General features: G+C 47.2%; 24 protein-coding genes. 18 read left to right on the forward strand and 6 right to left on the reverse strand.

Annotated elements, in window-relative coordinates; all coding sequences use genetic code 11:
• The first annotated feature begins 11 nt into the window (after nucleotides 1-11).
• The 15 genes from ACYVEA_RS30005 (at nucleotide 12) to ACYVEA_RS30075 (ending at nucleotide 13,963) form a co-directional block, all read left to right on the forward strand.
• Nucleotides 12-632, forward strand: a complete 621-nt coding sequence (locus ACYVEA_RS30005) for a DUF3408 domain-containing protein (protein ID WP_461117061.1) — start codon at nucleotides 12-14, stop codon at nucleotides 630-632.
• A complete protein-coding gene (locus ACYVEA_RS30010; RefSeq protein ID WP_461117062.1) occupies nucleotides 632-1,489 on the forward strand; it encodes a hypothetical protein in 858 nt (285 codons plus the stop codon). The genes ACYVEA_RS30005 and ACYVEA_RS30010 overlap by 1 nt, the downstream gene beginning before the upstream one ends.
• Before the next feature lie 534 nt (nucleotides 1,490-2,023).
• A complete protein-coding gene (locus ACYVEA_RS30015) occupies nucleotides 2,024-2,356 on the forward strand; it encodes a DUF4134 family protein (RefSeq protein ID WP_461117063.1) in 333 nt (110 codons plus the stop codon).
• 10 nt (nucleotides 2,357-2,366) lie between these two features.
• Nucleotides 2,367-2,687, forward strand: a complete 321-nt coding sequence (locus tag ACYVEA_RS30020; protein ID WP_461117064.1) for a hypothetical protein — start codon at nucleotides 2,367-2,369, stop codon at nucleotides 2,685-2,687.
• Between the two features lie 20 nt (nucleotides 2,688-2,707).
• Nucleotides 2,708-5,227: a TraG family conjugative transposon ATPase gene (locus ACYVEA_RS30025; RefSeq protein WP_461117065.1), complete on the forward strand. Its 2,520-nt coding sequence runs from the start codon at nucleotides 2,708-2,710 to the stop codon at nucleotides 5,225-5,227.
• Between the two features lie 5 nt (nucleotides 5,228-5,232).
• Complete coding sequence (locus ACYVEA_RS30030; RefSeq protein WP_461117066.1) at nucleotides 5,233-6,216, forward strand: hypothetical protein; 984 nt, start codon at nucleotides 5,233-5,235, stop codon at nucleotides 6,214-6,216.
• A complete protein-coding gene (locus ACYVEA_RS30035; protein ID WP_461117067.1) occupies nucleotides 6,200-7,135 on the forward strand; it encodes a hypothetical protein in 936 nt (311 codons plus the stop codon). The genes ACYVEA_RS30030 and ACYVEA_RS30035 overlap by 17 nt, the downstream gene beginning before the upstream one ends.
• Entirely contained in the window at nucleotides 7,132-7,602 is a 471-nt protein-coding gene (locus ACYVEA_RS30040; RefSeq protein ID WP_461117068.1) for a hypothetical protein, read from the forward strand. The genes ACYVEA_RS30035 and ACYVEA_RS30040 overlap by 4 nt, the downstream gene beginning before the upstream one ends.
• A complete protein-coding gene (locus tag ACYVEA_RS30045) occupies nucleotides 7,599-8,642 on the forward strand; it encodes a hypothetical protein (RefSeq protein ID WP_461117069.1) in 1,044 nt (347 codons plus the stop codon). Before ACYVEA_RS30040 ends, ACYVEA_RS30045 begins: the two co-directional genes overlap by 4 nt.
• Nucleotides 8,643-8,659: 17 nt before the next feature.
• On the forward strand, nucleotides 8,660-9,319 hold the full coding sequence (gene traK, locus ACYVEA_RS30050) for a conjugative transposon protein TraK (RefSeq protein ID WP_461117070.1): 660 nt from the start codon (nucleotides 8,660-8,662) through the stop codon (nucleotides 9,317-9,319).
• Nucleotides 9,320-9,636: 317 nt separating this feature from the next.
• Nucleotides 9,637-10,848: a conjugative transposon protein TraM gene (traM, locus tag ACYVEA_RS30055; protein ID WP_461117071.1), complete on the forward strand. Its 1,212-nt coding sequence runs from the start codon at nucleotides 9,637-9,639 to the stop codon at nucleotides 10,846-10,848.
• A 9-nt stretch (nucleotides 10,849-10,857) separates the two neighbouring features.
• The gene (gene traN / locus ACYVEA_RS30060; protein WP_461117072.1) at nucleotides 10,858-11,916 is read left to right on the forward strand and encodes a conjugative transposon protein TraN; all 1,059 of its coding nucleotides are present in this window, start codon (nucleotides 10,858-10,860) and stop codon (nucleotides 11,914-11,916) included.
• Nucleotides 11,913-12,503 carry a conjugal transfer protein TraO gene (locus ACYVEA_RS30065; RefSeq protein WP_461117073.1) on the forward strand — a complete coding sequence of 197 codons (591 nt, stop codon included), beginning with the start codon at nucleotides 11,913-11,915 and terminating at the stop codon, nucleotides 12,501-12,503. Before traN ends, ACYVEA_RS30065 begins: the two co-directional genes overlap by 4 nt.
• Entirely contained in the window at nucleotides 12,500-12,922 is a 423-nt protein-coding gene (locus ACYVEA_RS30070) for a TraQ conjugal transfer family protein (RefSeq protein ID WP_461117074.1), read from the forward strand. Before ACYVEA_RS30065 ends, ACYVEA_RS30070 begins: the two co-directional genes overlap by 4 nt.
• Nucleotides 12,923-13,174: 252 nt before the next feature.
• Nucleotides 13,175-13,963, forward strand: a complete 789-nt coding sequence (locus ACYVEA_RS30075) for a hypothetical protein (RefSeq protein WP_461117075.1) — start codon at nucleotides 13,175-13,177, stop codon at nucleotides 13,961-13,963.
• Nucleotides 13,964-14,288: 325 nt separating this feature from the next.
• On the opposite strand, the gene ACYVEA_RS30080 is transcribed toward ACYVEA_RS30075, so the two are convergent.
• The 6 genes from ACYVEA_RS30080 to ACYVEA_RS30105 form a co-directional block, all read right to left on the reverse strand.
• The gene (locus ACYVEA_RS30080; RefSeq protein ID WP_461117076.1) at nucleotides 14,289-14,774 is read right to left on the reverse strand and encodes a WD40/YVTN/BNR-like repeat-containing protein; all 486 of its coding nucleotides are present in this window, start codon (nucleotides 14,772-14,774) and stop codon (nucleotides 14,289-14,291) included.
• A gap of 258 nt (nucleotides 14,775-15,032) precedes the next feature.
• Nucleotides 15,033-20,093 (reverse strand): N-6 DNA methylase, encoded by a 5,061-nt coding sequence (locus ACYVEA_RS30085; RefSeq protein ID WP_461117077.1) that lies wholly within the window; start codon nucleotides 20,091-20,093, stop codon nucleotides 15,033-15,035.
• The gene (locus tag ACYVEA_RS30090; RefSeq protein WP_461117078.1) at nucleotides 20,083-20,472 is read right to left on the reverse strand and encodes a hypothetical protein; all 390 of its coding nucleotides are present in this window, start codon (nucleotides 20,470-20,472) and stop codon (nucleotides 20,083-20,085) included. The genes ACYVEA_RS30085 and ACYVEA_RS30090 overlap by 11 nt, the downstream gene beginning before the upstream one ends.
• A gap of 270 nt (nucleotides 20,473-20,742) precedes the next feature.
• Nucleotides 20,743-21,348: a hypothetical protein gene (locus ACYVEA_RS30095; RefSeq protein WP_461117079.1), complete on the reverse strand. Its 606-nt coding sequence runs from the start codon at nucleotides 21,346-21,348 to the stop codon at nucleotides 20,743-20,745.
• Nucleotides 21,349-21,563: 215 nt separating this feature from the next.
• The gene (locus tag ACYVEA_RS30100; protein ID WP_461117080.1) at nucleotides 21,564-21,812 is read right to left on the reverse strand and encodes a helix-turn-helix domain-containing protein; all 249 of its coding nucleotides are present in this window, start codon (nucleotides 21,810-21,812) and stop codon (nucleotides 21,564-21,566) included.
• A 60-nt stretch (nucleotides 21,813-21,872) separates the two neighbouring features.
• Nucleotides 21,873-22,610: a hypothetical protein gene (locus ACYVEA_RS30105; RefSeq protein ID WP_461117081.1), complete on the reverse strand. Its 738-nt coding sequence runs from the start codon at nucleotides 22,608-22,610 to the stop codon at nucleotides 21,873-21,875.
• A 625-nt stretch (nucleotides 22,611-23,235) separates the two neighbouring features.
• Between ACYVEA_RS30105 and ACYVEA_RS30110 the strand changes: the two genes are divergently transcribed.
• The 3 genes from ACYVEA_RS30110 (at nucleotide 23,236) to ACYVEA_RS30120 (ending at nucleotide 25,924) form a co-directional block, all read left to right on the forward strand.
• Nucleotides 23,236-24,354 carry a replication initiation protein gene (locus ACYVEA_RS30110; RefSeq protein ID WP_461117082.1) on the forward strand — a complete coding sequence of 373 codons (1,119 nt, stop codon included), beginning with the start codon at nucleotides 23,236-23,238 and terminating at the stop codon, nucleotides 24,352-24,354.
• A 401-nt stretch (nucleotides 24,355-24,755) separates the two neighbouring features.
• The gene (locus ACYVEA_RS30115; RefSeq protein ID WP_461117083.1) at nucleotides 24,756-25,400 is read left to right on the forward strand and encodes a recombinase family protein; all 645 of its coding nucleotides are present in this window, start codon (nucleotides 24,756-24,758) and stop codon (nucleotides 25,398-25,400) included.
• Between the two features lie 5 nt (nucleotides 25,401-25,405).
• The gene (locus tag ACYVEA_RS30120) at nucleotides 25,406-25,924 is read left to right on the forward strand and encodes a hypothetical protein (protein ID WP_461117084.1); all 519 of its coding nucleotides are present in this window, start codon (nucleotides 25,406-25,408) and stop codon (nucleotides 25,922-25,924) included.
• Nucleotide 25,925: the final 1 nt, after the last annotated feature.

Consider the following 25,925-nt stretch of genomic DNA (forward strand, 5'->3'; position numbering starts at 1 on the left):
CGTATACTTTTATGGCCAAGAATATTAAAAACACAGTGCCAACGATCAATCCACCCAATAGTGGATTGAGGGCATGGCTAAACCAGACCAGTCCTGTTTCAGGTGAGTCGGCAGCCGATGATTCAGAACCGAAGGCGGTAACAACCCCAATACAGGGTGATATTTCCGAACCGGAGATGTCGGCTGAGACGCAGGAGGTAAACCAATCTGAACCAGAGGCAATGGCGTCTGTTGAGGAAGTTAGTCAACCCAGCAAGGGGGATGTAGCTAGAAAAGGGGAAGAGGTGGCAACTTCCCAGGAACCAGTGGTTACCAAGGAGGTGGCTCCAGCTCCTCGGAAACCAAAAAATAGGGGAGGGGAGGAGCCAAAGTCCAGTTCGTATCTGGAAACGTTCTTTAAAAAGCCGGTAAAAGCAAACGGTTCCAGCTTAGCAAGCGAGGGAAAACCGATTCGTGTTTCGGAGGAGTCTCATTTGTTACTTTCTGTACTGGTCAGCGAGGCCCGTCGGCAAGGATACAAACTGAACGTAGGTGATTTAATCGACAATTTGTTGGCTCATCACCGGTCGGAACACAAAAGTGAGGTTAACGAGTTGATCGCTAAATGGAAGACCCGTAAAAGTTTTGACTGATGGATACCATACTACTAGTGATCGGTGTAGTAGGCTTAAGTATCTCGGGCTGGGTGCTGAGGGGGTATTTTTTAAATACGCCTTCAGCTGTACCCTCCGCAGATAAACAAAGCATGGGAAGCGTAGTCGATCCGGCTGAATCTGGCCAGGAAAAGCCAGTTACGTATGTCACCTCGCAGGAGCATCAGCAAGTTCTTATGCGACTGGCTGAATTGGAGAAAGGGGGTTACTCGCCAACGATCAAGGAAAACGGCACTGGTCAACCTACCGACACTACTGAGCCACAAGCATCAACTACTACTGGCTCAACGGCTAGTCAGGAGAAAGAAACGACTTCTGATGAGCCGGAGCTGTCTGAAGCCTGGAAGGAAATTTATGCCTTGCAGCAGGCTTATAGACTGGAGCGTGAAAAGGAAAGCGAAATTGATTATGAACGGGAACAGATCCTATTTGATTTGTCTCAAGGATACGATGGGCGATTTACAGAAAGTTCGGCCCCTACCGAGCTGTCTGAAGAAGAGCGTATGAATCAACGCCTACTGGATAATCAGTTTGAAGATGGCGAAGAGTTGACCCTGTATCAGGAGCGGATGAATGAATTGGCTACGTTGACGAAAGAAGTGCTACTGACTCGTTTAGAGGAGAAAGACAATCAGCTCAGAGAGCAACAGGAAAGGCATCAAGCTGCCTTATTGACGATCATTAGTACGCTTATTGAACGATTGCCAGGCGATGTAAATGTGAAGAGCGTCGTTCAATCTAGTTACGTGGCGGCTTCAAAGGAAATATCCAATGAAGAGGGCGAAGCCAACCGCGTATCTTTTGCGGAGATGTTTCACCAACATGTGAGAAATTGAAAATTTTGTAAAAAATGTTTGAAAATTTTTGCGAGGACGAAACGAATATTTCTAGGGATGAACCCCTTTTTTTTGGGGACCAATGAGACTCACAGCCACTATTTAAGTTATCAATGTTGCAACATCGAATACTTAACGTGTTTGTATTCTCCGTTGACGGCTGTAGGTTAGTTGTATAATAGTTTATGAAAGGTTGATTGAGCGGTCTAAAAACTAATTTATATAATACTCTTTCACTATAAAGTTCAATTTTCAAAATTATGAAACAGAGACGCAGTAGGGGATTGGCTCAGCGTGCGCTGCTAACCAGCAATAGACTTATGAAGGACGATCCATCAGTAAGCTCAGTCCCCTTATTCCACCGCTTTCAAGAAGCGAATCGAGTACCACAGCCAAAAACTTCCTGAAGGGAAATTGGCATGGGTTGTATCCGCTAACCCAAACTTAGGTCTACAGGGCTGCCCTCAGACAAAACCAACTGGTAACCCTCCTTTTAAAATTCATTCATTAGTTCACTAATTAATTTTTTTTACCATGAAAAACGTTCGCGTTCATTACTTCGCAGCGCTCGCCCTGGTGGTAGGTTTTGTTCTATCAACGGGTAATCTGTATGGCCAGGGCCTACAATCGGGCGCTATTGCCAAGGGTGTTGATAAAGCGACCTCGGAGCTTCAAGATGTCGGCAAAAGCGTAGGTGACCTCATGTTGCCTTTATGTCTGATTATGGGCTTTGTGGGGGGTATATCCTGCGCTTCAAAATTCTTCAACAATGACCCCGATTTCAAGAAAAGTGTCATTAACTGGGGCGCGGCTATCGTGTTTGCCGGTGTCGTCGGGCTCGTCTTAACGGCAGCCTTCGGCAAATAAGCGCTTCACGATGGCGTACGAAATTAATAAAGGCGCGGATCGCCCTCCCCAGGTACGGGGCGTAGTAGGCATGGATTACCTGGCTCTACTGGTAAAATGGATTATTGGCATCGTCGTTACGGGGGGGGTATCAGCGGTCTTTGTGCCGCTACCGGGATGGATGATTTTTTCAGCCTGTGGCCTGGGGAGTTACGCCGTCTACATGGGCCTGGTCAAACGCTCAGCCAATCAGGGGGCGGGGGGCTACGAACGGGCGAAAGCCCGCAAGAAATTACCGGGGATCGTAACGGTTCGGCATGATTCGGTTTACCGAAATCTTCGTAAAAAATAAGTACAACTAACGGCGCAACTATGGCATATTCTGTAAAAGAACTGGCAAAAGTCTTTCCACTCGGCGCGGTCGAAGAAAACTGTATTTTTTCTAAGTGGGGCGACTTAACGCTGGCTTTCCAACTTACCCTCCCGGAAATTTTTACCCTCAATGCGCGGTTTGAAAACGGCTCGGAAATGGGTGACTACCGTGAATTGGTGGAGACCTGGACAAAAGCAATAGGCGTTTTGCCAGCGGGTACAATTCTTCACAAACAGGATTGGTTTGTTGAAGAAAGATATCGTCCTAACGCCAAGGAGTTACCCGAAAGTTACTTGGACCGTTCATCCGAACTCCACTTCAACGAGCGCCCGTTTTTGCATCATGAGTGCTTTATGTACGTAACGTATTCTCAGGGTGAGCGAACGCGTACGAAGGCGGGGGCAACTTCCTTACTCAAACCGGGGCTAGTCCCAAAGCGGGCGCTGAATACCCAGGAGATTGATAAGTTCATGGTGGCGGTTCTCCAGTTGACATCGATCCTTGATTCCTCCAGACTCATTAGATGCCGGCGCCTAGGGAATGACGAATTGCAACCGGATCGGGATGCTCCGGTTGGGCAGGCCGGTTTAATCGAGCGGTACATGACCTTATCGCTCAAAGATGAAGTCGTACCCTTAATGGATATGGACTTTACCTCAGAGGATGAGCTGCGGATAGGGGGGAAGTTTGTTAAATACTTTACCATTTCACAAGTGGATGATATGCCGGATGCGATAAACACCAATGTTCGGATTGGCGCATTATCAACGGAAAACTCGAATCTATCGGTAGGGTACGCAACCCCCATCGGCCTGATGCTAGACTGCAATCACATCTACAATCAGTACGTGTTTGTCGATGATAAAACGCTCATCACGGCGGAGCTTGAAAAGAAAGCGGGCAACATGCTGGCTTTATCCAACTTTGATAGAGCCAACTCCGTCAATGCGGGCATGGTCAACAACTTCCTGACCTTGGCGGCTGAAAAATCGTGGACGCCAATTCGAATTCATTCCAATGTACAGGTGTGGACCTATGATAAGCTGCGGTTACCCGAACTGCGTAACAAAACAACCGCAGCTATTGCTAAGATGAATTTGAAGCCGCGTGAGAACACCAAAGATGCCGCGTTTCTGTTCTGGGCCGGTATACCGGGTAATTCTCCCGATCTGCCCCGTGAAGACACGTTTACGCAGTTTGCTCCCCAGGCGGCCTGTCTGTTCAACCATGAAACAAATTACTATACCTCGGAATCGTCAAGGAATAGCGTCCGGGTTGTCGATCGCCTGTCCGGCCGGCCCCTCTGGGTGGATTTTTCGGATGAACCCATGCAAAAAAATTGGGTCACCAATCGCAACAAATTCATCATTGGCCCTTCGGGATCGGGTAAAAGCTTTTTAACCAACCACCTGCTACGGAGCTATCATACGCACGGCGCGCACGTGGTGATCGTCGACGTTGGGGATTCGTACCGGGGTTTGTGCGCCATGCTGGGAGGGAAATACATTACCTACACCATGGAAAAGCCGATTCACTTCAACCCGTTTCACATTGAGGGACGGTTGATGCCGGATACGGAGAAAGCGGAATCGTTAAAAAACTTGCTGCTGACGCTATGGAAATCGGTAGAAGAGAAAACCAACCGCTCGGAATATAATGCGCTATCGTCGGCGGTGATGGGCTATTTTAGTAAGCTTCGGGAGAACCCCGACATTGTCGCCTGCTTCAATACTTTCTATGAGTTCATGCACGACGATTTTAAAGCGTATCTGAACCGGGAAGGGGTTAAAGATGACTACTTTGATTTTGACAATTTCATGTTCAATCTCAAACCCTATTATACGGGAGGTGAATTTGATTTTCTGCTCAATTCCACGGAAAACCTGGATTTACTCCACGAACCGTTTATCGTCTTTGAGTTGGACAACGTGAAGGATCACCCGATCCTATTTCCTATTGTCACCATCATTGTGATGGATACATTTATTTCTAAAATGCGAAGGCTGGAAGGGACTCGGAAAATCATTTTGATTGAAGAGGCTTGGAAAGCGATCATGACGCCGAACATGGCGGGCTACATAAAGTACCTCTACAAAACGGTACGTAAGTTCGACGGAGAAGCCTGGATCGTAACCCAGGAGATTCAGGATATCATCAATAATCCAATCGTTCAAGATTCCATCGTCAACAACGCCGATTGTAAGATTCTGATGGATCAGCGCAAGTACGAAAACAAATTCACTTTTGTCAAAGAGTTGCTGGGCCTGACCGATAAGGAAAAAGACTTAGTCTTATCGATGAACCGGGATAACGATCCCAATCGCAAGTACAAAGAATTTTTTGTCAGCTGGGGTGGACAGCGGTATCGTGTCTATGGTCTGGAAGTTTCACGGCCCGAATACTATGCCTTCACCACCGAGCAAAGAGAAAAAATCCGGGTCTCTCGTAAGGTTAAGTCGAACGGTGGAAATTATGATTTAGCCCTTAAAGAAGTAGTCGCTGAAGATCTAAATGCATAAATTCTATGAAACCAGTCAAGTTTGTTAATCGGGGCATTTCTTCGTTGCTTCTAGTGGCTGTAAGCGCAGCATTAAGCCTGGCTCAGTCGGCTGACACGACGGGTACGCCGCCCGATATGAGCCAGTATATGCCCATCGTTGATGTGCCACTCATCGGCAAAGCAACCGTTATCTTTCCGGGGCAAGCACCCATCAAAGTCGCAAAAGATGATCTGGGCGACGTGATTGGCAACTACGTGGAAAACTTGTCGAATCAGCTTTCTCCGGATAATGTCTTGAGTAGCATTGGCACTGATCTGACGGGCTACTTCGCGAGCATGAAGGATGAGCTTTCCGATGAAGTCTCCAATCTGATTGGTGAAAAGGAAGATCAGATTATGTCGGGTATTAGTGATAAGATTGCGCAACTAGCCTCAAAAATTGCGGATGTGGGTACCACACCGGCCGGAGAAGTTGAACGGCTGAAAAAGATGGTGGCGGATGGTTACTCGGCGCAGCAAAAAATTACCTACCAGACGCTTAAGGTCGATTACGCCTGGAAAAAATCGCATACCTCCCTTTCCCCTGAGTTCTGTTCCTACTATAAGGAATTGAACATTAAAGGGCTATTTGACGCGATAAAAAGCCACGTTCAGGATCTGAATAAGGTGTTGAGTTCACCCGTCTTTTCAGCGCAGGAACGCCAAGGCTATGCGTCATTACTTAAATCGGTGGGGAATACGCAGGATCTAGCCTCTTCGGTCAACATTGTTTGTAACTTAGGAAGCAACGGGTTAGGGGTTACGGTTTCTTGGATGTCCCAGGGGGAACGCATGGACGTACTGGATCAGGCGGCTGAAGACATCAAAAAGCGATTGGAAGCGATTGGTAGCCTGCGGGACCAGTTACGGCGAATCTACGTCTACCGTATCGCAAAGCAGCAGTCGGATGAATTCAAGCAAAATAGCTTTCAACGAAAATCGGGCCTCAACCATGTCTATTCAAACTAATTACGCGCGTTTAGTAAGCCTGCTAGTCATCCTAGGGCTACTAAATTTTTTACCCTTTCGTAGCCAGGCTCAGGATGAAGCTACCGATGTTTTAGGCCCAGGGCAATTGCAGGGAGGTATGCCAACCGATCCAGCGCTTCAGGCTGAGATTGATAAGGTGCTCGGCATGACCGAAAGTAAGATCAAACGGGGAATTGTTGATCCGGGCGTCGATCTAATGAACCTGATGGTCAATAAGGCGCTGGATGAGATGATTAAAGCCATTGCGGATGCGGTTGTTGTGGCTCCTGCGGCGGAAAAGATCATGTCAATTTATCAGATGACCAAGGATAAGCGACTCGTTAAAAAACTGGCTTCATTGCGGGAAGTATGGAAGGACGGACAGGAGCGGTTGAATAAGCTCAACTATCAGGATTTCAAACTAAGGTACGAATGGGCCCTGCAACATAATGAAGAGACTAAAGCCCTCAAAGATTCTCCGATCAAAGGCATAGAAAGCAAAATGACCAAAGATATATGGGGAACCGAAGTCTCCGCTATTGATCAGAGTTACGACAATGGCGGACCGACCTCAAAAATGATCAAACGCTATCTTGATAAGGCATCAACGGATGATGTAGCCTTTTATAACAACGCCACCGTCATGGGGACGCTGGGTAATACGGATTTGATAAAGGCCCGTAACGCGTTTAGTGCCATGAAAGGCAAGCCTGTTTTTCTATCGCCCTATGAACGGCTAAAATCGCAGCAGAAGTCGCTAGCTCAAGCCAAACAGCAGCATCAGGATCTAGTCAGTTTTGGGACGAAGGTTGCAGCCTCGGTTGACTATTACCGGTTGGCGGAATCGGAACAGGCTATGCGGTCGATGCTAAGCAAAAAAATCTCTGACCCGTATATGGTTCGCTTCAAAAAGAAATGAAAAACATACTCTTGATGCTAGGCTTGCTGACGGCGGCTTGTCAGACCAAGCACGAACGGTTTAGGCGGGAAGCCTCTGCTTTCCCTCCTGGTTACATAGGCCGCTGGGAGACTGTCGTACCGGGTATGGGCAATCAGATTTTCCAAGCAGGCGTTTCCGTTGAAGCCTCAGGTGATTCGTTGCTATGGACCTACTTTTCTCAGTTGGTCGATACGACCAATCAGAAGACCTATGCCTGCGGTCCTATTGTGACAACGATGCCAATCTGGTGGGATGACTCGCTGCAACTGGCTCAGGCAAATCATGGCGTTGGGCAGGGCTATGGGTTTGATTTTTTGCGACTGGTCAGTACAGACCGTCTACAGATAAATTCACCCGCCCTGGCCACCAGCTGCCGGGGGCCGGGCGGCTTTAATGCGAGTCAGTTACTGTTATCTAAAGTCACTTCTTTCCGCTACAAACCATGATGTTACTTCAAGCTCCTGGAACCGGCTGGAACGCTTCGGGTGCCAGTGGTGCCATAACCAGTATTGAAGAAGCCGCTGATGCCTTGTTTGATACAATGCTGCCTGAATTCTCATCCTTCATGGCCATCGGGCAGGCGATAGGACTTATAGGCGCTTTGTTTTATGTCTTCTACCGGTTATGGGCGCATCAGGCCCGAAATGAAGCGATTGACATTTTCCCATTGATTCGGCCACTGGTCATTTCGATGCTTTTATTGTCCTATCCTGGGTTATATGGTGGCCTGGTGTATGTAGGCAGAACGCTCAACGAGGCTACGCAGGAAATGGGGGCTTCCCGGCGCGATGACGTGGAGCAGCAGGTAATTACCAACGCAAAAACGCGCATCCAGAATTTGACTAATTCCAACAATCCACCGCCGGTAGCCGCTGCGGAGGACAATCGGTCCTGGTTTCAGTTAATGACCGATGCAGTCATGGGTATGTCTAATTCGATCTCATCAGCGGCTGCGGATGCGGTCAATTTTGTGATCGACACGACGGTGAATTATGTCTTGATGGCTTTATTCAGGCTTATTTATTTTATCGTCATCATTGGCATCAAAATCATCTCCACGTATTTTCTGATTATCCTGGGCATATTCGGTCCCCTGACGATTGGATTAGGCTGCTTTGACTGGTTTTATTCATCCATTGCGGCCTGGGTGGGTCGGGTTTTACACACCCTTTTATGGATTCCGATTGCTAACATATACGGCTTCATTCTGGATAGTTTTCATCTGTCCAGTTTGACGGTTGAGTTTCAGCAACTTCAGGGTAATCCCGGTATGCCTAGCTCATCGATTGCCAATCTGTTATTTTATGCGGTGGGCATCTTTGGGTATTTGCTGGTTCCTAAACTGGCAACCTGGGTGTTGGATTCGACAGGAGTTTCGGACGGATTGCGAGCGATGTCGGCTCCCTTGCGTACCGCGGGTCAGGTAGCGGGAGCGGCCTCGGGCCAGATGGGGGGTCGGGTGATCGCTGCGGCGAGTAGCTATTAACTAAAAAATTCACGTGTATGAATGCAAATTTTAATTTTCGCTACCTGCGAAATATAGAGTCGTCGTTTCATTTCGTACGGGCTATTGTCTTTTTAGCCTTAATTGGCTTGCTGGGTTTTGCTTCCTGGGTGGCTTATCTGTCCTATAAGAACAGTCACGAATCGCGCGAAAAGATCTATGTGTTGGATAGCTCGGGAAAGTCCATTATGCTGGCTTTGGCGCAGGAACAAAATGCAAATCGACCCGCCGAGGCCAAGGATCATGTCAAAACATTTCTCAAGCTTTTCTTCAATCAGGAACCGGATGAGAAAGCCATCGATGAGAACATGAAGCAAGCGGCTTACCTAGGTGATGAATCAATTACTCGGCATTATCTTGATCTACGGGAAAAGGGATTCTATACAAAGCTGCTTCAGGGAAATACCATTCAAAAAATTATGATTGATTCGGTAGGTCTTGATATGAGTAAGTCCCCTTACTACTGTTCCATCCATGCCCGGATACTCCTGGTCCGGGCAACCAATATCACGTTCCGAAAATTAAAAGCGGATTGTTATCTGATTGACGCGACCCGAACCGATAATAATCCGCATGGCTTTGTCATCGAGCGGTTTCGGGTAACCGATAACTCGGACATCGAAACGATTAACCGCGACCAGTACGAATTCAATCGCTGAGAATTCTTCTGCTTCCTTAAGTACCATGGTATCCAGATTCTTACATCGGCGGCAAATGCCGCCCTCGGAGCGTATGGCATTCGCCTATCAACGGGCTCAACACCAGTTCGTCACGTGGCTTGGCAAGCTCGTTCGTACATGGGAAACGCAGCCCGTCCGCACTCGAAAAATGCAATTAATTTCCGCTTTAGTGGTCCTGCTTTTACTGAGTTGCCTGAGTGTGTATCATACGGCTACCAGCCTGGCACGGTCCAGCCTAGCGCGGCCCAACCTGTCGCGGCCCGACCATTTTCCGACTTCTACAAATCAAAAACAACATGGACAACAACCAAGCGTTGGACCGCTTCGACGGAAGTAGAATCAAGCAGCTATTTCAGGATAAACGTTTCGTAACGTTCCTGACAGGGGCTGGCGTTTGCCTGATTCTTATTATCTATTATTTCATCCATCACACGCGGCCTAAAGAGACGGAGACGGGTAAGCTTCCTGTCAGCCTGAACGCAAATTTGCCCAATGCGGGCGATTCAACGGGCCTGCCATCCCGATCCAAACTAGAGCTGGCGGCTGATGCACAGCCGCTGGCTATGCCAGATCGGGGAGAACGGGGACTTAACTCGAATGTTCCAGGAACCCCGCAACCGGATATACCACGTCGTGGAGAAGCTGATTCCTACATTTATGGAAACGGTGTGCCTAAAGAAATTTATCAAGAACCCGATACGTCAACCATTCCCCCTCGTACCTTTTCCAGAAGCCGTAGATCAGCCAAGTCATCATTGGTTCGCGCTGATCTGTTATCGGATGAGCAGGAGGATGACGGCGATGAGAGCCCCGCTAAAACGAAAGCAGCCATCGAGAAGGAGAAAAAATTATTAGCGCTACTCCAGGAATACAAGGCGGATAAACTGAAACGGCAACAGGAAGCGCAGGGACGCGCCCTCAAGCCCGAAACGGTTGATGTAACAACCGTTTCGTCACTGAACGGTCCAACGGGCAAAAACAGTTTTTATGGTCTTCAGTCTGATATGCGTAAGCAGCAGATGGACGCTACGAAGGATTCGCTTTCAGTAACCGTGAAAGCAATGGTTTTTTCTGACCAGGTAATTACATCGGGAGGCCGGGTCACGCTCCGGCTTTTGGAAACGATCACGCTACGTGGCCGCCTGATTCCTGAGGGGTGTCTCCTGTACGGGGTGGCCAATTTTGGTCGACAACGAGTCAACATTGCCATTAACCAGGTACAATATGAGGGACGTATTTTGCCCATGAGACTAACCGTGTACGATATGGATGGCTTGTCCGGAATCTATGTACCGAACGTGCTGGCGGTCGAACAAGGTCGTCAGGTAGTCGCTCAGGCAGGCCAGGGCTTCAATGTTTCCCCACCCGTTTATTCAACCAATGTTCCAGCCGTAGCAGCGGCTTCAGCGTTACAAGCCGGTCTTCAGGGAGGACGTAGTTTTCTTTCCCGTAAGGTGTCCGTTCAGAAAGCTACCCTTAAAAACAACTATTACGTCCTGCTTAAATAAGTTTCAGCTATGAAAAATGTATTGTATCTAACCGCTTTTCTTTTCGTCTTGAACCGGATAGCCTTCGCTCAGGCTCCTGACTCGGGGAAAAATTCGACGCCTAGCAAGACCAATTCTCTGGCGCAACGGCTTGACTCCTTACGCAAATGGGTGACCGGAAACAGCCATTCAGCGCCACCTAGCGCGGTTACACCCGGTAACACCCGTGCAGGGATGCCGGGAGAAGCTCCCACACTGCCCACTATATTTTCCTACGGCTCTATTCCCATTCAGGATCGGAACGTCATACGGTCCTACTATGTTGATTTAGCCTTTAACAAAACGACCTGTATCCTATTTAAATCACCTATTCGGTCGGTTGATTTAGGCTCGAAGGATATTATTGCCGATAAAGCCAATGCGGTTGATAACGTGTTACGCGTAAAAGCGTCCAGCATTGGTTTCAATGAAACGAACTTCAGTGTTATGACCGCCGATGGCCAGTTTTACAGCTTCGTAGTGAATTACAACGAATATCCCACGATGTTGGCCCTGGATTTATCGGTGAATGAGGATGGCGTTGTTCAACAGAAAGCCCGCTCGGTTAATCAGAAAGGTACCATTGTCAATTTTGCGGGGGTAAACACGTCGCAACAGGAGATTGTACAAAACTGTGCGCACATTATCGATCAGCGCCGACGAGTCAAACATCTTGGCATTAATAAATACGACATCCAGGCGAGCGTACGGGGGCTGTACTATAAGGACAACGTACTCTATTATAAGATAGGGATAAAGAACAAATCTGCTATTAATTACGACCTTGAATATATCCGTTTTTTTATTACGGATAGGACGATCGCGAAAGTGACATCCCATCAGGAATTAGAGGTGGTTCCCATCTACGTATATAATCAACCGTTAGTTATAATTCCCGGTCATCAAACGGTTGAAAAAGTATACGCCTTTCAAAAGTTTACCATCCCCGATGACAAGGTGGTTCAAATTATTCTAGGGGAGAAAAACGGGGGTCGCACCGTTTCTTTCACGATGGCTAACCAAGATATTTTAGACGCCGATACCTTATGAAAACGATTCAGATAATTTTGCTTTTCGTGAGCTTACTGGTAGTCCGACAGGCCCCTGCTCAGCGGCATATAAAAGGCCAGACAGCCATTAGTTGTGTAGTAGGTATCGTTGATAACTTACCCAAAATTGCCTCGCCCCAGGCACCGGGTAGCGGCTATATGGGGGCCGTTGATTACGTATGGTATCGCAAAAACGAGCGGTATTGGAAAGCTTCCTTTACGTACATGCGTAAGTATTACGAAGCCCAGACTAGGCCTCTACCTTTGGTGGAGCACTATTGGTTAGCCCTGGAGTATGTACCTCGCGGTTTTTATACGACTCACCGCTGGCTCTATGTTGCGCCAACAGCGGGTCTCTATGTGGGCTATGAATCGGTCAACCGCAACCAGGCAAACCTAGCCGAAGGCATCATACAGAATAAGTCAACAGGGGCCATTGGGCCTCAGCTTGGGCTGGAAGCTGAAGCATACGTAGGCCCGTCGCTGGCTCTTGTTGGGGGAATCACCGAACGGTACATCCCGTTTTCAGAAGTTTCTACGTTTCGCACCACTGGATACCTGGGTATCCGTTACTGTTTCTTCCGATGAGAACGTCAATTTACTGGGCCTGCGGCCTATCACTGGCGCTTGCAGCCTGTCAAACTGAATCGCTCGATATACAGCGAACGTTTCCTTTTCAACTGGAGATGGATGGGTTCCCGGCATCGATTCCCTGGCAAAAACCAACCTCTGTGGGCTTTGGGATTAAGCCAGAATACCTCATGTCGGGCAATGCCTATCGGCTCTCCTGGCAGGTAGCGGCTCCCCGTAAAGGGGTATTGTTGCTGAACAACAAGGTTCTAGCGCCTGGTGGAAAAATCGTCGTTTCAGCTAACATGAGCCGGTTACTGAGCGATACACTTACGTACCTGCCGACTGATTCAGGTTCTCATGCGCTAACGCTTCGTGTGGTTGATTCAATGGGCCAATCGAACGATACAACCTTCACCTTAAGGGCAGTTAATTAACATGGTAGCACTCAAATCGTCGTCAGAGCCAGTTTCTACCCCGCCAGCTACTCGTGAGCGAAAAAGTAGACCAGCGGCTCCCTGGCAAGAGTGGCTGGTGTTACTGGCTTTGTTTATAATCGTTTATCTCCTGTATCAACGGATAGTCGCCCCTTGGGTAAACGTTTACCTATCCGATAGCCTATGGGAGCACTTTTTTACACGATTTCAGTACCGATAAAGGCAATTTTAACCGTTACTTCCCCTACTACTATGATTAGTTTGGACCATTATAAACAGTTGCTTGCGCTCACCAATTTTCAGTATGAGCAAGCGCGTCAACTGATCAGCGATTTCACTGATCAGGGAATTTTGCTTGGTCTGCCTGCTACAGCAGACAAACCCGAACACTCGTTTCTCGAGTCAAAGGCTACCTACCAGGCCCGCAACGAACTCTATGATGCCCTTCAATTCCGTCAGTATTCACTGGCCATCGATTTGGAATATCAAGTGGCGGCTCTATTGTGCGAGTTGAACCTACCGGCGGATAATTCACAAGAAGCCCGTGCGCTTTTTGGGCATATGTTGCTGGAAACAAAGCCCTTTGTCAAACGGCTGTATGCAAATTGGGGGGTTGACGATTCGGCGTACCGGGCTCCTGATTTCAATCTTGTTTTGTTATGGTATAGCCGAATAGTGCTTAACGGCTGGGCGATTCCAGCTTCTCTGTCTCAGGAGATGGTCACTTCGGAGGGGTATGAAGAGGCTAGTATACCGGCTACCGGGTCTTTAGTGGATCAAAAGTCGACAGACGTAAGCTGGGATTCGATTATAGAGTTGCAGACAACCCTAGGGGGTAAATTTAACCCCCAAGCCGAACTTGATTCCCTGACGTTTACATCGAACGATACCGACGCCATAGGCTATGAGGTAGCTAGCGACATTGACCTTGATACGGCATCTCAATCGGATCAATTCATAGCCATGTTTAAGGACCATTTTCCGACCGATAGCCAGGCCGACCGATTTGCCAATCCGAATCCGCCTGTTGCAGAAGGTTAGTTCTACCTACAGCCTGATCGTTCCCCGTTTGCCTGGTAATCCTATAAACCTTCGGATAAATACTTTAACCCATTCCATGCCCAATACCTCAATCAGCCTACCGACCCTAAAGGTACGGACATGGAAGCTCGTTCTTTTTGAACTCTCTAAACTCGTTAATAGCTACATGGAACTTAACATTTTTAAGCGTAAATCGCTTCCAATGGCCTTTTTAAGCTTGGTATTGATTCTGGTTTCACTTTGCATTGTCAGTTTTCTGATCGCAGAATTCATCGTTCATTTTTGCTCTCGTACCGGCTCCGGTGTTGTTTTCAGCTTATCTCCTTCACGCAAATGACTGCTGCCCAGATCCGAGAAAACATCCTATTGTTAGAATCGTAGTGGAGAGAAGTTGCCAAAACTGTCCACCATCCGAACTCCGACTCAATCGAGTAAACCCAGGACGATTCGGATTGGCTGTTGTAGCGAACAGAATTTGGCTGTCCAGAGCAAAAAATGAAGTAATTCCCCGATGCAGACTAGTATCTGCTGGCAGTTGCTGCCAGTTTTTCCCACCATCTTGAGTCTTTAAAATAACCGCATCATGTGGATTCAATAAACTGGCTCCTGTAATAAACCCAATTTGTGGGGAGACAAACTGTACAGAATTAAAACTGGGATCTATGTTGCTTAAATCAGGTAGTATCTGCGTATACTTAACTTCATTAGTTCCGAGTAGCTTAGGATCACTGTCTTTGCACCCTATTAAAAATAGGAAGGCAACAAGTTTGATAATAGGAATCAAACAGAATTTCTTTTGAAGCAACTTCATAATGATAAAAGTTTATTGCTAACTCGTCGATTCAAATAACTAGTAAATCGTTGCAAGAATGTTACCTATTCCATCTATATTTTTATTCAGCTAAATAAAATGACCTGAGATGGGCTTTCATGAAGTGGCCCCACATATTAGTCGATTATTGTCTGATAAACAGACGGAAGTTCTATTTTAAATCAAAGGGTGAGGCTTTTTTGTGCTTTATTAACCATCCAATTAGAGTCCTTTCTTTACTGGTACACGACGTGTACATTAAGCAATTTCTATACCTTGATCCTGTTGCTTTTTAGCCGTCGTTTTCTCGGAGTGTTTCGTTTGTTGCGGTTCTTTTTCCTGACCAATCATTTGCAGACGTGTTTCGACCTGGCGCAGCTCTGATTTTAAATCCTGAAGTTTATCACGCTTGCCCCAGGGCTTGGCTACGATGTCTGTCAGCAGCTTATACTGCTGGGTTAGGTTGTCAATTTTTTCCCGTTGGTATTCCATCAGGGAAGGAATTTTTTCGAGTCCCCGAACAAACTGCCTGGCCGCTACGTCTGGACTGCGGCCGCTTAAATAGCCATTGTTATACGAGTACGTTAGTTGATCGCCCTTGACGATAAAGGCATTTTCTTTAACTACCTTTCCATCGACGCTGTAGCCAGCATCGGTTCGCACGTATAAGCCGAAACCGTGTAAGATACCCAGCTGCTTTAGGCCGCCCTTGGTATCTAGTTGTTGATCGACCTGGTTGATGTATTCACCCAACTCTTTCACTTTAGTGATCGGCTTGTCCGTTAACGTAATTTTTACGGTATTGGGTAGATTACCTTCTTTATCAAACTGAGTAACGGCGGTTAGCTTCGTATAATCAGACTGGAGCTGCGATAACGTTTTCTGCGCTTTCTCCATTGAATTAGCTACCTCTGTTAACATCGACCCTGCTTTGTAGCCCTCCTTCTGAAATAATTTCAACTCACTCTCCAGGGCGGTGATCTGTTTTTCTAACCGGGCTTTTTGTAACAGGTCTTGATTGCCCGATAGGATGGCCACATACTCCGAAAAGTTTATGCCGGTAGCCTCATCAAAGGCACCTTCGTCTAAGCGACGACCCGTCATTGATCCGCTCTTGATCTGCGCGATAAAGGTGGCCTTGGTATGCAGTAAATTAAACTTATAGTTGTCCAGCGACTGCTCGGTAGCAAAGACGTAGTTTTTAACTTCGTTATTAAAGTGATCACGGGCGACAACATTGCCGGTTCGTGAACCACGTCCGACGCGCTGGTCGAGTTCAGCCGGTTTCCAGGGAATATCCAGATGGTACATGGCAACGACCCGCTGCTGCGCGTTTACGCCGGTGCCCATCGTTCCCGTCGAGCCCATCAGCACGCGCACCTCACCCGTATTGGCCTTATCCCACAGTGCATTCCGCTCCTTGTCACTTTTGCACTCCTGAGCAAACCGAATCTGATGGGCGGGGATGCCATAGTCCTGTACTAGTTTGTCGCGTAGGGCGCTGTAAGCGTTCCAGGTAGCACCCGGTTTATACGTACCCGTATCACAAAAGACCATTTGTGTTCCATTGTAAGGGGCGCTCTCCTGGTAGTGGCTGGCGATCAGCGCTGCACAACGGGAGAGTTTACTGCTCGGGTGATCGGCCAGACTTGGGTCAATCAACCGCATGTCCAACGCGGCTTTTTTGGCGTAGTTGGTGGCAATGAGCATTTTCGCCGTTTGCTCTTTTTCCGACAGGGGCGCGCGACCCAATATCGTTCCGTCGCCGGTTTTGGCGAATTCAATCAGTTTTTTGTTGAAGTCGGCCTGATCCGGCGTTGGCGGTAGGCTGATCAGCCTATCGACCGCTTTAGGGCGGTCGAGGCCCACCATCGAAGCTGTCCGATAATCCGTGATCTGGCTATAAAACTGAGCCAGTTCGGGCACTTTGATGAAATGGCGAAAGCGTTCTTTGACCAGTAGCTGATTGGTAACACTGTACTCGTAATCCGACGTTTTCTTGGCGTAAACCGCGGCCCAGGCATCGAAATTGTCGATATGCTGCCGGGCCATTTCCTTTGGCCGTAAGTACTTAAAGAGCAAGTACATTTCTGTCAGTGAGTTAGTGATGGTCGTACCGGACAGGAACGTCGCGCCTAGATCTTTGCCCGTTCGCTCCTGGATGCTTCGCATAGCGTAGAGCAGGTTGGTGGCCCGCTGGCTGCCTTCCGGACTGCCTAACCCGGCAACCCGGTTGTGGCGGGTAGTAAACTGTAAATTCTTAAACTGATGTGATTCATCGACAAACAAGTGATCGATGCCCATCGTACCGAAATGGGGAACCGAATCAGTCTTTTTGTCCAATTCACTTTGCAACCTCAATAGTTTAACCGTTAAGTTGGCCTTACGCGTTTCTAACCCTTTCAATAGCGATTTGGAAATGGTGCCTCCCGTTTTCTCCAACGTCTTTAAATCTTTCTCCAGGTTACGCAGCTCGTCCCGCATGACTTTCTGCTGCACGTCGGGGGCCTGAGGAATGCGGGCAAACTGATCATGCGTCAGGATGATACAATCCCAGGCCCCGTTTTTAATCGAGTTTAGGAACCGTTCCCGGTTGGCCGGCGTGAAGTCGTCCTGACCGGGGTAAAGCAGCTTGGCATGGGGATAAGCCGTTCGGTAGGTTTCGGCAATCTGGTTGACATTGGCTTTCATGGCCAGGATCATGGGTTTATTGACCAGACCTAACCGCTTCATCTCGTAGGAGGCTACCGTCATTATAAGCGTTTTGCCGGTTCCGACCTCATGATCGGCGATCCCCCCGCCATTTTGAAGCAGCATCCAGGTTACATCCTTCTGCGATCCGTATAAACCGGGGATGCCAAGTCCTTTCAGGTTTAAATCGGGAAACTGTTGGTGAGCACCGTCATACTGCGGTTTGACAAAGCAATTGTATAACCGGTTGTAGCGATCAGCCAGGTCCTGTTTTAACTGCAGGTTCTGGGTGGGTAGCCATTCAATAAAGGCGGTACGGATCTGCTCAATTTTAGTAGCGGCCAACTGGGTCGCTTCGCCATCGAGCATCTTCTCCCCGTCTGGCCCTTCCTTATTGATATTGGGGGTTGTATTATACAACGCATACTCCATTAGGGTTAGTCCATCATACATCCGGAATTGTCCCTGTACGGCGTACTGCTGGGTAATGGTTGCGTTCTTATAGTTCCACGAGGGCAGATCGACGCTGAATTCGTCTACGGAAGGCGCATAGCTCACCGTGAGGTTACTACCGAACAAATCCTTCGCAAAGCGTTCGTAGATTTCGGTCGGAATCCAGCGTTCCCCTAAATTAAAATCCAGTTCATCAAAGCTAATGGGCGTGGGCTGACCATCCCGGAGGGCTCTTAGAGCAGGCCCGGCCAGTGGATCGGCTGCCAGCGCTGCCATCGCTTCCAACTTTTCCACCACGTTTCCACTGACCAGGGTAGTTGGCGTCTGGTACTGCTGTTCCAGCGGGTTGTACAGGATCTGCCCGTTTAAGTCCTTGACGAGCTGCGACCCGGTCAGTTTGGTAAGTTCCTGGAGATAGTCCATATCAACCCGACCCAGTTTACTCAAGCAAGCCGTCAGGGCATCCTGGGCGGTGAACTGCACTACCTTGGCCTGCTGAATGCTGACGGGCTGATTGAAAATATCCGCCCGAATAAACTGTTTGTTCGCATTGGCCTGCTCCAGCGCCAGCAGGCTGCGGCCATCAGGATCGAGCAGCGCCAGTCCCGCATTCTTACCTTCGTTGATGGCTCCGTAGCGCGTGATAAAAGCACCGTAGGCCGTATTTAAGGCCAAGCGCAAGTCGGGCTGTGGCTGCTGGGACTGGGTTTCCTGACGGTACAACCGCTCGTAGGCATCCCGGATTTGGAGCATGGCTCCCAGCCGGGCGTGGTCCACCTGGCCAGGCATTGTCTCCAAGGTTCTATAATCAGGAGCCAACCGACCGACCTCGCCTTGTTGGAATACCAGACTACCCACCTGGTAAAACTCCTCCAAGGGCAGTGTTAACGGACGAGGTGGGCGAATCGCGGCTTCACTCAGGGCAAACAATTCTCCCTGTACAAACAGGGGCGATGAGGAGCGGTCCGCGGCTCGGCTTGGCTGGACCCGCTGCGCGGTAGACTGCATCCTATGCTGCTCAAAGCCTTGTTGCCTGAAGGTGCGGCCCATATCCTCACCCACATAGCGGCCAACCTGCTGGGCGATTTTGTCCATCCCACCTTCATGCTCATAGAGCAATGCAGGTTTGCCGTATTGATCGGTGTCAATTCTCTGGCTGGTGGCAACGATGTTTTCCCCATTAGCAAACAGTTCATTGATAACCGTCTTAGCGGGGCTAACGGTGGACTTGATAAATTTCTTTTCCTGATCGGTGAGTGCCGTTTTACCGCTTCGTTTCTGAAGCAGCACCAGATCGCTACCGACGCTCGTGCCGGCATAATCGGTAAACAGGTTATGGGGCAATCGAACGGCGGATAATAGGTCGCAGGTCTTCATCAGGTACTGACGGACCGGCTCATTCGCGGGGGAATTCAGCAGGGCGTCCGTCGTCAGAATAGCCGCTACCCCGCCTTCCCGAAGAGCATCCACACTTTTGACGCTGAAATACGTGTGTAGCCGGGCGCAGGCCGACCGGCGCTGTTTGTCTTTACTATTGGCCAGGGCCTCATCCCAAATGGCGACGTTGCCAAAGGGAATGTTGCTAGCCACCAGATCGAAGCGATCATTAAGCTGACGGCCCGTTTCTTCAAACCCTTTATTGTCAACGGTATATTGTGGGTAGAGGGCTTTGAGGACCAGGACGGTAGCCGGGTCTTTTTCGATCAGCTGCGCGGCACCAATCAGAAGACCACCCTGGGCAAAAGCCTGGGGAAAAATGCCCGTTCCGGCTGATGGATCTAAATAGTCAATAGGAGCAGAACCCATAACGCTGGCCAGTTCCTTACCAACCTGCTCCACAAGCTGCGGGGGCGTATAAAACCCAGACAGGACGTTATTTCTGATGCCCGAGAGGTACGCCTCCGCCCGATCGCCAGCAGCCTGGGTTATTAACTGGTGCAGTTGCTGAACACCGGGACGCAGCTGGTTATCCAGGGCAGTCGTCCAAAATTTATCATCCTGGATGGGCAGTAAAACCGATTTTAGGGCACCAAAGCCACTGTAGGCCGACAAAATCGCTCGTTCTGAAGCGGTTAATTCAGCCCGGTTAGCGGCTTTGGTGCGCTCCTCGACCAGAAACGCCAGCCGTAAGGCTTCCAGGTTGGCGGCTAGATGCGCGCGATGATTAAACGCCATGGGTCAGGTGTTTATCGCGGTACTCAGTAATCAATCCAATGATGTAAGCATCGGCCAATCGGCTCCGAGGCTCAACCAGCAAGGGTATAAATTTCTCGAGCAGAACGGGGAAGTGGGGCGAGCTGGCCAGTTCAGGCTGCTGGTCGAAATCGTCAGCCAGAATGTCTTTTAGTCGGCTGGCCGCGTCCAGGGTAGGGGTGATGGTTTCGAGTAACACCGACTCGGCGTTATCGATGGCTTGCTGAAGCGGTACGCCTTGCCGACGTAGTTCTTCGAACGTGTTTTGCGCGGCTGTGACGGCCGACTGCTGCTGATTGGCATGGATGGGCAAATCAGCCGCAAGTCGGCTCAACCGAAGAGAAAAGTAATCCGTTTCCATAGTTGACTAACACGAGTTGAACTACCGCACTGGCAGCCCGGCGTTTAATCAAATATGGCGATTTAAAATCGAGATCACTAGCCCCTCACTATCAGTCGATTGGTGAGGTATTATAGGTAGTTATCTGACTGGGGACTAACCATTAGTATTGGGGGATGAAACAGCTCATCGTAGGGATAAAACGAAAAACGGGACTGTATAAAAAAAATTTGTTTATTGTTATGTCCTAAGATTTTAGTCTGGAACGGATACCGTTACATTTGATTAACTTCATTGATTCAACCAAGTTCGAAGCCTACGCCAAAAGGAGGTCTTCGTTTCAATTAGACCATTTTCGGATGAGGGTATAGTGTCAGGGGCTTTATTGTCCTCGGAGACCATTAGCAGTTTATCGTAATTCTGTTGAAACCCCATATAATTATCTTCCAGAACAACTTCATATTTATACGGTAACTCTAACAGCTTTGCCCACTCATTCAGGCGGCTGAAGACATCCATGTAAATTTTTGCCGTGGAATCATCGGGCAGTTTAAACCGGCGCCCAAAATCCAGGAAATTAATTGGATTAGCCACGAAATGCTGAAATCTGTACAGAACGAATCCCCGATCTCCTGCTTCGATGTAGTGCGATAACCAATATAAGACAAACTCTTCCTCGTAGCTAACGATAGCCCAGTGAAGGTCCGTTGTGGCCTGTTCAAACGTAACTGGGACAGGCGTTGATGGATCTATCTTGTTTAACGAAATAAGTACCTTCCGGATGGTAGTATCATTGCTACAAAACAGGGTATTTTGTTCCAAAGGAAAAGGTTGCCAGGGAACCTCCTTCCAAATGGATTGATACTGTTTTTGGTAAAAAACAATAGCTTGTTTCATAGTGTCGTTTCTTTTAAACCGACCGCCGGGCGGCCCCGCGTTAAAATGAAATTCTCTTCGCAAGATATTAATTGATAACTACTTAGCTATTCTGTACGAAAGTTTTGTACTTGTTATACAGAGTACCCCTTTAAGAAGTATTTCTTCCTAATGGGTCGCAACGGCGCAAAGTGGATTTACACAGTAAGCTAGGAGAACTCCAACAACTTACCTATTTAGTGAGAAGTGTCGGGAATATGTTGTAGCGCGGCAGCCACTAATGTCACAAAATTTACCTCCAAATTGATGGCTAAATCCCAGGCCACGGGTAAGGTGGGGTTTTTTAAACCTCGTTCAATTTGTGAAATGTACGTTCGATCCAACCCACACTTTTCGGCCAACTCCTCCTGAGTTATTCCTTTATTTCGCCGCTCTTGTCGGATGGCTTTCCCAAATGCCACTGATATAGGACTTGCCTCTGCCATAGGCCGGCAAAGTTCGTTGTGTCTGAGCGGTAAAAAAATGGACTATAGTCTACATTTAACTCATTCGATTGAACGGATATAGAGCGATGACTTACCATAGCTCACTTTCTCGGTATAGTTTTCCAATTCCCGGTCGATGAGTTTATTATCATACGATACAGGCCGCGTAATGAATTTTGAATCGATAAAGATTACGTTAAGCCGCTCAATGGATGGTTGATCTGATCTCTTTTCATCGTTGGCTTGTACATGCTTTAGTAAATGCTCATTGGCCGTGCCCGTTTTGATCTGCTCCTGATCTTCAAAATAGCGGAATGAACAATACCAGTAGCGGTAATAATGCTCATAGTTAGAGGTACAAAACTCAAATTTTTCGGGCGTATGTCGAATCGCTCGTAGTAAGGTATCAATTTCCTGTAGCTTTTGTTGCTGGCCAGGTGTTAGTTGATCCAGATAGGATTTATTAAATAGTTTATCCCGTTGCTCTTTGAGAATAGCTAACGCTGATGCGGCTTTAACCCCCCGGCCAATTTGGTATTTATGCTTATTGTAGAACGTGAGGGATATAGCGGGCCGCTCAAAGTTGACAAGTTTGAAATTCTTGTAGGGCTTACCAGGCCTGTAATAAGGTCGAAATAGTTCCATATGTTCTGCCGGAACAAAGTAATACTCCAGATCAGATTCGACAGGTAAAGCGCTGACCTGATGGATAATCGGTTGCAGATCGGTTTGATAATGCTTTAGTAGTAACCGAATAGCAGGCAGGGGGGCTAGATCGGATTGCTTAGCTTTAGCCATAAGGGGGATTTTTAGCAAAAATAGCATAACTATTTCCCTGTAAGGTAAATAGTTTATATAAATTTAGCCTTTTTACCCTTTTATATAATCAAGATTAGCGTTTATGATTTTTTGATTTTATCAATATCTTTTTTTGATTGATTTGGTAGCCTATTAATGTGCTAATTATTAATTATTTATAAGCTAAATAACAAGTTTTAAAAGGGAAAATAACAAGTTTTAAAAGGGAAAATTGACCAAGAATAACAAGCTCTTAAGGGAGTTATTACAAGTTTTGAAAGGCATTATTACAAGATTTAAAAGGCTGCAATCTGGAATACAAGTTTTGAAAGGTGCTATTACAAGTTTTGGAAGGTGTAAAAAGACAGCTATTAAAAGGATTAGTTTTTGTGACTGTCAGCCACTTTTAACTTAGTTTGTCCTCGATAAATCGCGTTTTGTCCCGAAAATTGTCCCTTTTATCCCCCGTTTATGAGAGGAGTTGTCGCTAAAAACTAAGAAAAACAAGTTTTGAAGGGTGCTATTACAAGGGCACTAGGGGATGAGTTGCCCATCTATAACAAAAATGCTTTCATCGCCTTTGTTATTTCTAGAACTTTTTGAATCTTTGTTGAAATGCTCATTTATGAAAAAGGAATCTTCAACACAATTATCTCTGTTTGAACGACATACAACTAACTATCAGTCGAACGTTTTTACTCTATCTCGCCAAGAATTTACTGAATTAGAAAAGAAAATAGTTATCCTTTTGGTCAATCAATTAGGTAATAAGGCTGTTACTGGTAAGCTTCCGCCTGACAAGAATATTGAGTTCAGTATTCCTTATTCAGAGCTAACCACGAAGAATCATTCGCAGGTGACTGAAGCGGCTGAAGGTCTTTCAAAGAAACGTATTTCTTACAAGGACGAAATTAAGGGCGAATACATATTTGTTACTCCTTTTCCTTTTGTAAAATCTCAAATGGATAATGGGCGACGGTATATCGAAATAAAAGTGCTGGCTGATGTTGTTCCTCATTTCGCCGCTCTTGGCAAACGTTTTACTAAGTACGAGTTAGATGTAATGTGGTCACTCTCTTCAATCTACGCGATGCGTATGTTCGAGATCATATCTATGCATCAACATATTCATAAAAACCATTTCGTATTTGCCGTTGATGAACTTCGCTTTATCCTAAATTGTCCAGAAACCTACCGATATAATGATTTTGTAAAGTATGTGCTTGAAGTAACGCAACGTGAATTGAAACAAAAAGCAAATATTCTTCTGGAATGGAAACCTTCGTCAAAAATTGGCAAACGGGTGCTAGAGCTAGAATTTGAAATCAAGACAGAACAACAATTGGCTTATGAAGGCGTCAAAGAAGATGGTCTTAAGCTAAGTGCTATGTCACCTAATGAATTAGTTATAAAAGGGTATGAGGTTATGGGGACGTACCAGTTAAAACCCTGGCAAAAAGATGCGATAGTTACGGATATGCAATTGCTGGAGACCTTATTTAGGGTCCATTCAGAGTTTGTAAATGGCCTCCGCTCTGAAGTTAAAAATCGAAGTAGGTATTTAGCAAAATCATTGGGCTTAGACAAATTGAAGCCCCCCAAACCAGCGCCATTAGCTACCGCTTCAACGACAGTTCCACAACTGAGCTTAATGCAATCAACTCCAAACGTTCGCACTGGTGGTGCAGCTAAATCAATAGGTTCTTTAATTGGAGATATGGTACCCAGCAATGAATCCAAGTAATTATTTATCAAAAACCTAATTTTGTATAGCTATTTCAGTAGTATACGTTTTGTTGTATAACTTTCATTATGTTAACCTGACCCCTTGATGAAGCCCCTATTCATCTCCGACTAAGTAGCAAAATTACATCTTCTCGAGCGGTGAGACTACACCAGAAAAGATTTATAAGAAATAGCTGGTTAGGCGATCATACCCTTTAATCGGGGTAGTTAACACAAAACCGCCTTTTTCGCCACGTAAAGGGCTTAACAATCTTTATAATAACTACTTACAAAAATTTTATGCTTTAAACGACCGTTTTAAAGGGTATAAAATATATGCAATAAAGGTACGTGCAAGTGCATCACGATTCGCTATCTTTAGTTCGCAATACTGCCTTAAGAGTAAAAGCACCTTTTCTTATGATTTTTGGGTATGTCCGGGTATCAAAAACGGATCAGACGGCCGAGGGTCAAAAGAGTCTGATTGCTCGCTACGTGGTCGAGCGGAAGATGATCGTCGATGAATGGATCGAGGTCGATGTGTCCACTCGTCAATCGGAAAAGAAACGTCGAATCACGGAGCTAGTAGACAAAGTGACCAGTGTTGACACGATCATCGTTTCGGAGCTTTCACGGCTGGGTCGCTCAACCCAGCAAGTGCTGAGTCTAGTCAAGAAACTCATGGAGGAAAAAAAGTGCCGGGTAGTCATGATCAAACAAGGCCTTGATATTGACCCCAAGAACCATCAGGATATGATGACCAAAGTATTACTGACCGTTTTCAGTCTAATGGCTGAACTGGAGCGTGATTTTGTCTCCGAGCGGACCAAGGAAGGCTTGAGAGCACGAAAGGAACGAGGAGTCATTTTAGGCAAACCCAAAGGAGTTATTCAGACCTCGATCTATGACAAAGATTACAATCGGATCATGGATCTAAAAAATTTAGGGGTTCCCATTCGAGCCATCATCGACGTTCACCTGAAATATGGCAAATATCTTTCCCTGAAGAAATACATTGAGCGAAAGGCAAAGGCTTTACAAACCCAATTAACCTCTATTCACTAATTTCAATGCTGGTCTATCACATCGGTGAGGTATTCCCTCACCCCGAGCTAAAGCGGGTTGGCTTCGATGCCCCTCGGGCCATGATCATACCCAATGGCTTTTTTAATATCGTGCTTCACTCGAGCCAACCCCAGCTTGACAAGGAGTTGGCTTCAGCAGCCATGCACGTTGGTCTCTACCAGAAAGATGCCATTCCATTCGTGTTATTGAACTGGCCAGGAAAGATGGCCTTTGAGGTCATCCTGAATGTCCATACACTAACCGATGAGTTTGCCGATGCCTGGTTGAACGGGTCGGGCAATACAATTATCTTCTTTGTGTTGGATGCTCACACGAACGTCATTGTCGCTATGCGAACCTTTAGCATCCCACCGATACTGGCGGAGAAAATCCGGGACTGTCTGGAGAAGCAGGACGAGCAGTACAGCAATGCCGCTGAGGTTGATGTTCGCATGGAAGCGATCATGACCGAAGTACCGCTACAAACGATGTTCGAGCGGGGTAAGCTATTCCGAGTCGGTTAAC

The sequence above is a fragment of the Spirosoma jeollabukense genome, from assembly GCF_054777855.1.

Coding starts and splice junctions, on each gene's coding strand:
- ACYVEA_RS30005 (WP_461117061.1), top strand. CDS start 12: ATGGCCAAGAATATTAAAAACACAGTGCCAACGATCAATCCACCCAAT.
- ACYVEA_RS30010 (WP_461117062.1), top strand. CDS start 632: ATGGATACCATACTACTAGTGATCGGTGTAGTAGGCTTAAGTATCTCG.
- ACYVEA_RS30015 (WP_461117063.1), top strand. CDS start 2,024: ATGAAAAACGTTCGCGTTCATTACTTCGCAGCGCTCGCCCTGGTGGTA.
- ACYVEA_RS30020 (WP_461117064.1), top strand. CDS start 2,367: ATGGCGTACGAAATTAATAAAGGCGCGGATCGCCCTCCCCAGGTACGG.
- ACYVEA_RS30025 (WP_461117065.1), top strand. CDS start 2,708: ATGGCATATTCTGTAAAAGAACTGGCAAAAGTCTTTCCACTCGGCGCG.
- ACYVEA_RS30030 (WP_461117066.1), top strand. CDS start 5,233: ATGAAACCAGTCAAGTTTGTTAATCGGGGCATTTCTTCGTTGCTTCTA.
- ACYVEA_RS30035 (WP_461117067.1), top strand. CDS start 6,200: ATGTCTATTCAAACTAATTACGCGCGTTTAGTAAGCCTGCTAGTCATC.
- ACYVEA_RS30040 (WP_461117068.1), top strand. CDS start 7,132: ATGAAAAACATACTCTTGATGCTAGGCTTGCTGACGGCGGCTTGTCAG.
- ACYVEA_RS30045 (WP_461117069.1), top strand. CDS start 7,599: ATGATGTTACTTCAAGCTCCTGGAACCGGCTGGAACGCTTCGGGTGCC.
- traK (WP_461117070.1), top strand. CDS start 8,660: ATGAATGCAAATTTTAATTTTCGCTACCTGCGAAATATAGAGTCGTCG.
- traM (WP_461117071.1), top strand. CDS start 9,637: ATGGACAACAACCAAGCGTTGGACCGCTTCGACGGAAGTAGAATCAAG.
- traN (WP_461117072.1), top strand. CDS start 10,858: ATGAAAAATGTATTGTATCTAACCGCTTTTCTTTTCGTCTTGAACCGG.
- ACYVEA_RS30065 (WP_461117073.1), top strand. CDS start 11,913: ATGAAAACGATTCAGATAATTTTGCTTTTCGTGAGCTTACTGGTAGTC.
- ACYVEA_RS30070 (WP_461117074.1), top strand. CDS start 12,500: ATGAGAACGTCAATTTACTGGGCCTGCGGCCTATCACTGGCGCTTGCA.
- ACYVEA_RS30075 (WP_461117075.1), top strand. CDS start 13,175: ATGATTAGTTTGGACCATTATAAACAGTTGCTTGCGCTCACCAATTTT.
- ACYVEA_RS30080 (WP_461117076.1), bottom strand. CDS start 14,774: ATGAAGTTGCTTCAAAAGAAATTCTGTTTGATTCCTATTATCAAACTT.
- ACYVEA_RS30085 (WP_461117077.1), bottom strand. CDS start 20,093: ATGGCGTTTAATCATCGCGCGCATCTAGCCGCCAACCTGGAAGCCTTA.
- ACYVEA_RS30090 (WP_461117078.1), bottom strand. CDS start 20,472: ATGGAAACGGATTACTTTTCTCTTCGGTTGAGCCGACTTGCGGCTGAT.
- ACYVEA_RS30095 (WP_461117079.1), bottom strand. CDS start 21,348: ATGAAACAAGCTATTGTTTTTTACCAAAAACAGTATCAATCCATTTGG.
- ACYVEA_RS30100 (WP_461117080.1), bottom strand. CDS start 21,812: ATGGCAGAGGCAAGTCCTATATCAGTGGCATTTGGGAAAGCCATCCGA.
- ACYVEA_RS30105 (WP_461117081.1), bottom strand. CDS start 22,610: ATGGCTAAAGCTAAGCAATCCGATCTAGCCCCCCTGCCTGCTATTCGG.
- ACYVEA_RS30110 (WP_461117082.1), top strand. CDS start 23,236: ATGAAAAAGGAATCTTCAACACAATTATCTCTGTTTGAACGACATACA.
- ACYVEA_RS30115 (WP_461117083.1), top strand. CDS start 24,756: ATGATTTTTGGGTATGTCCGGGTATCAAAAACGGATCAGACGGCCGAG.
- ACYVEA_RS30120 (WP_461117084.1), top strand. CDS start 25,406: ATGCTGGTCTATCACATCGGTGAGGTATTCCCTCACCCCGAGCTAAAG.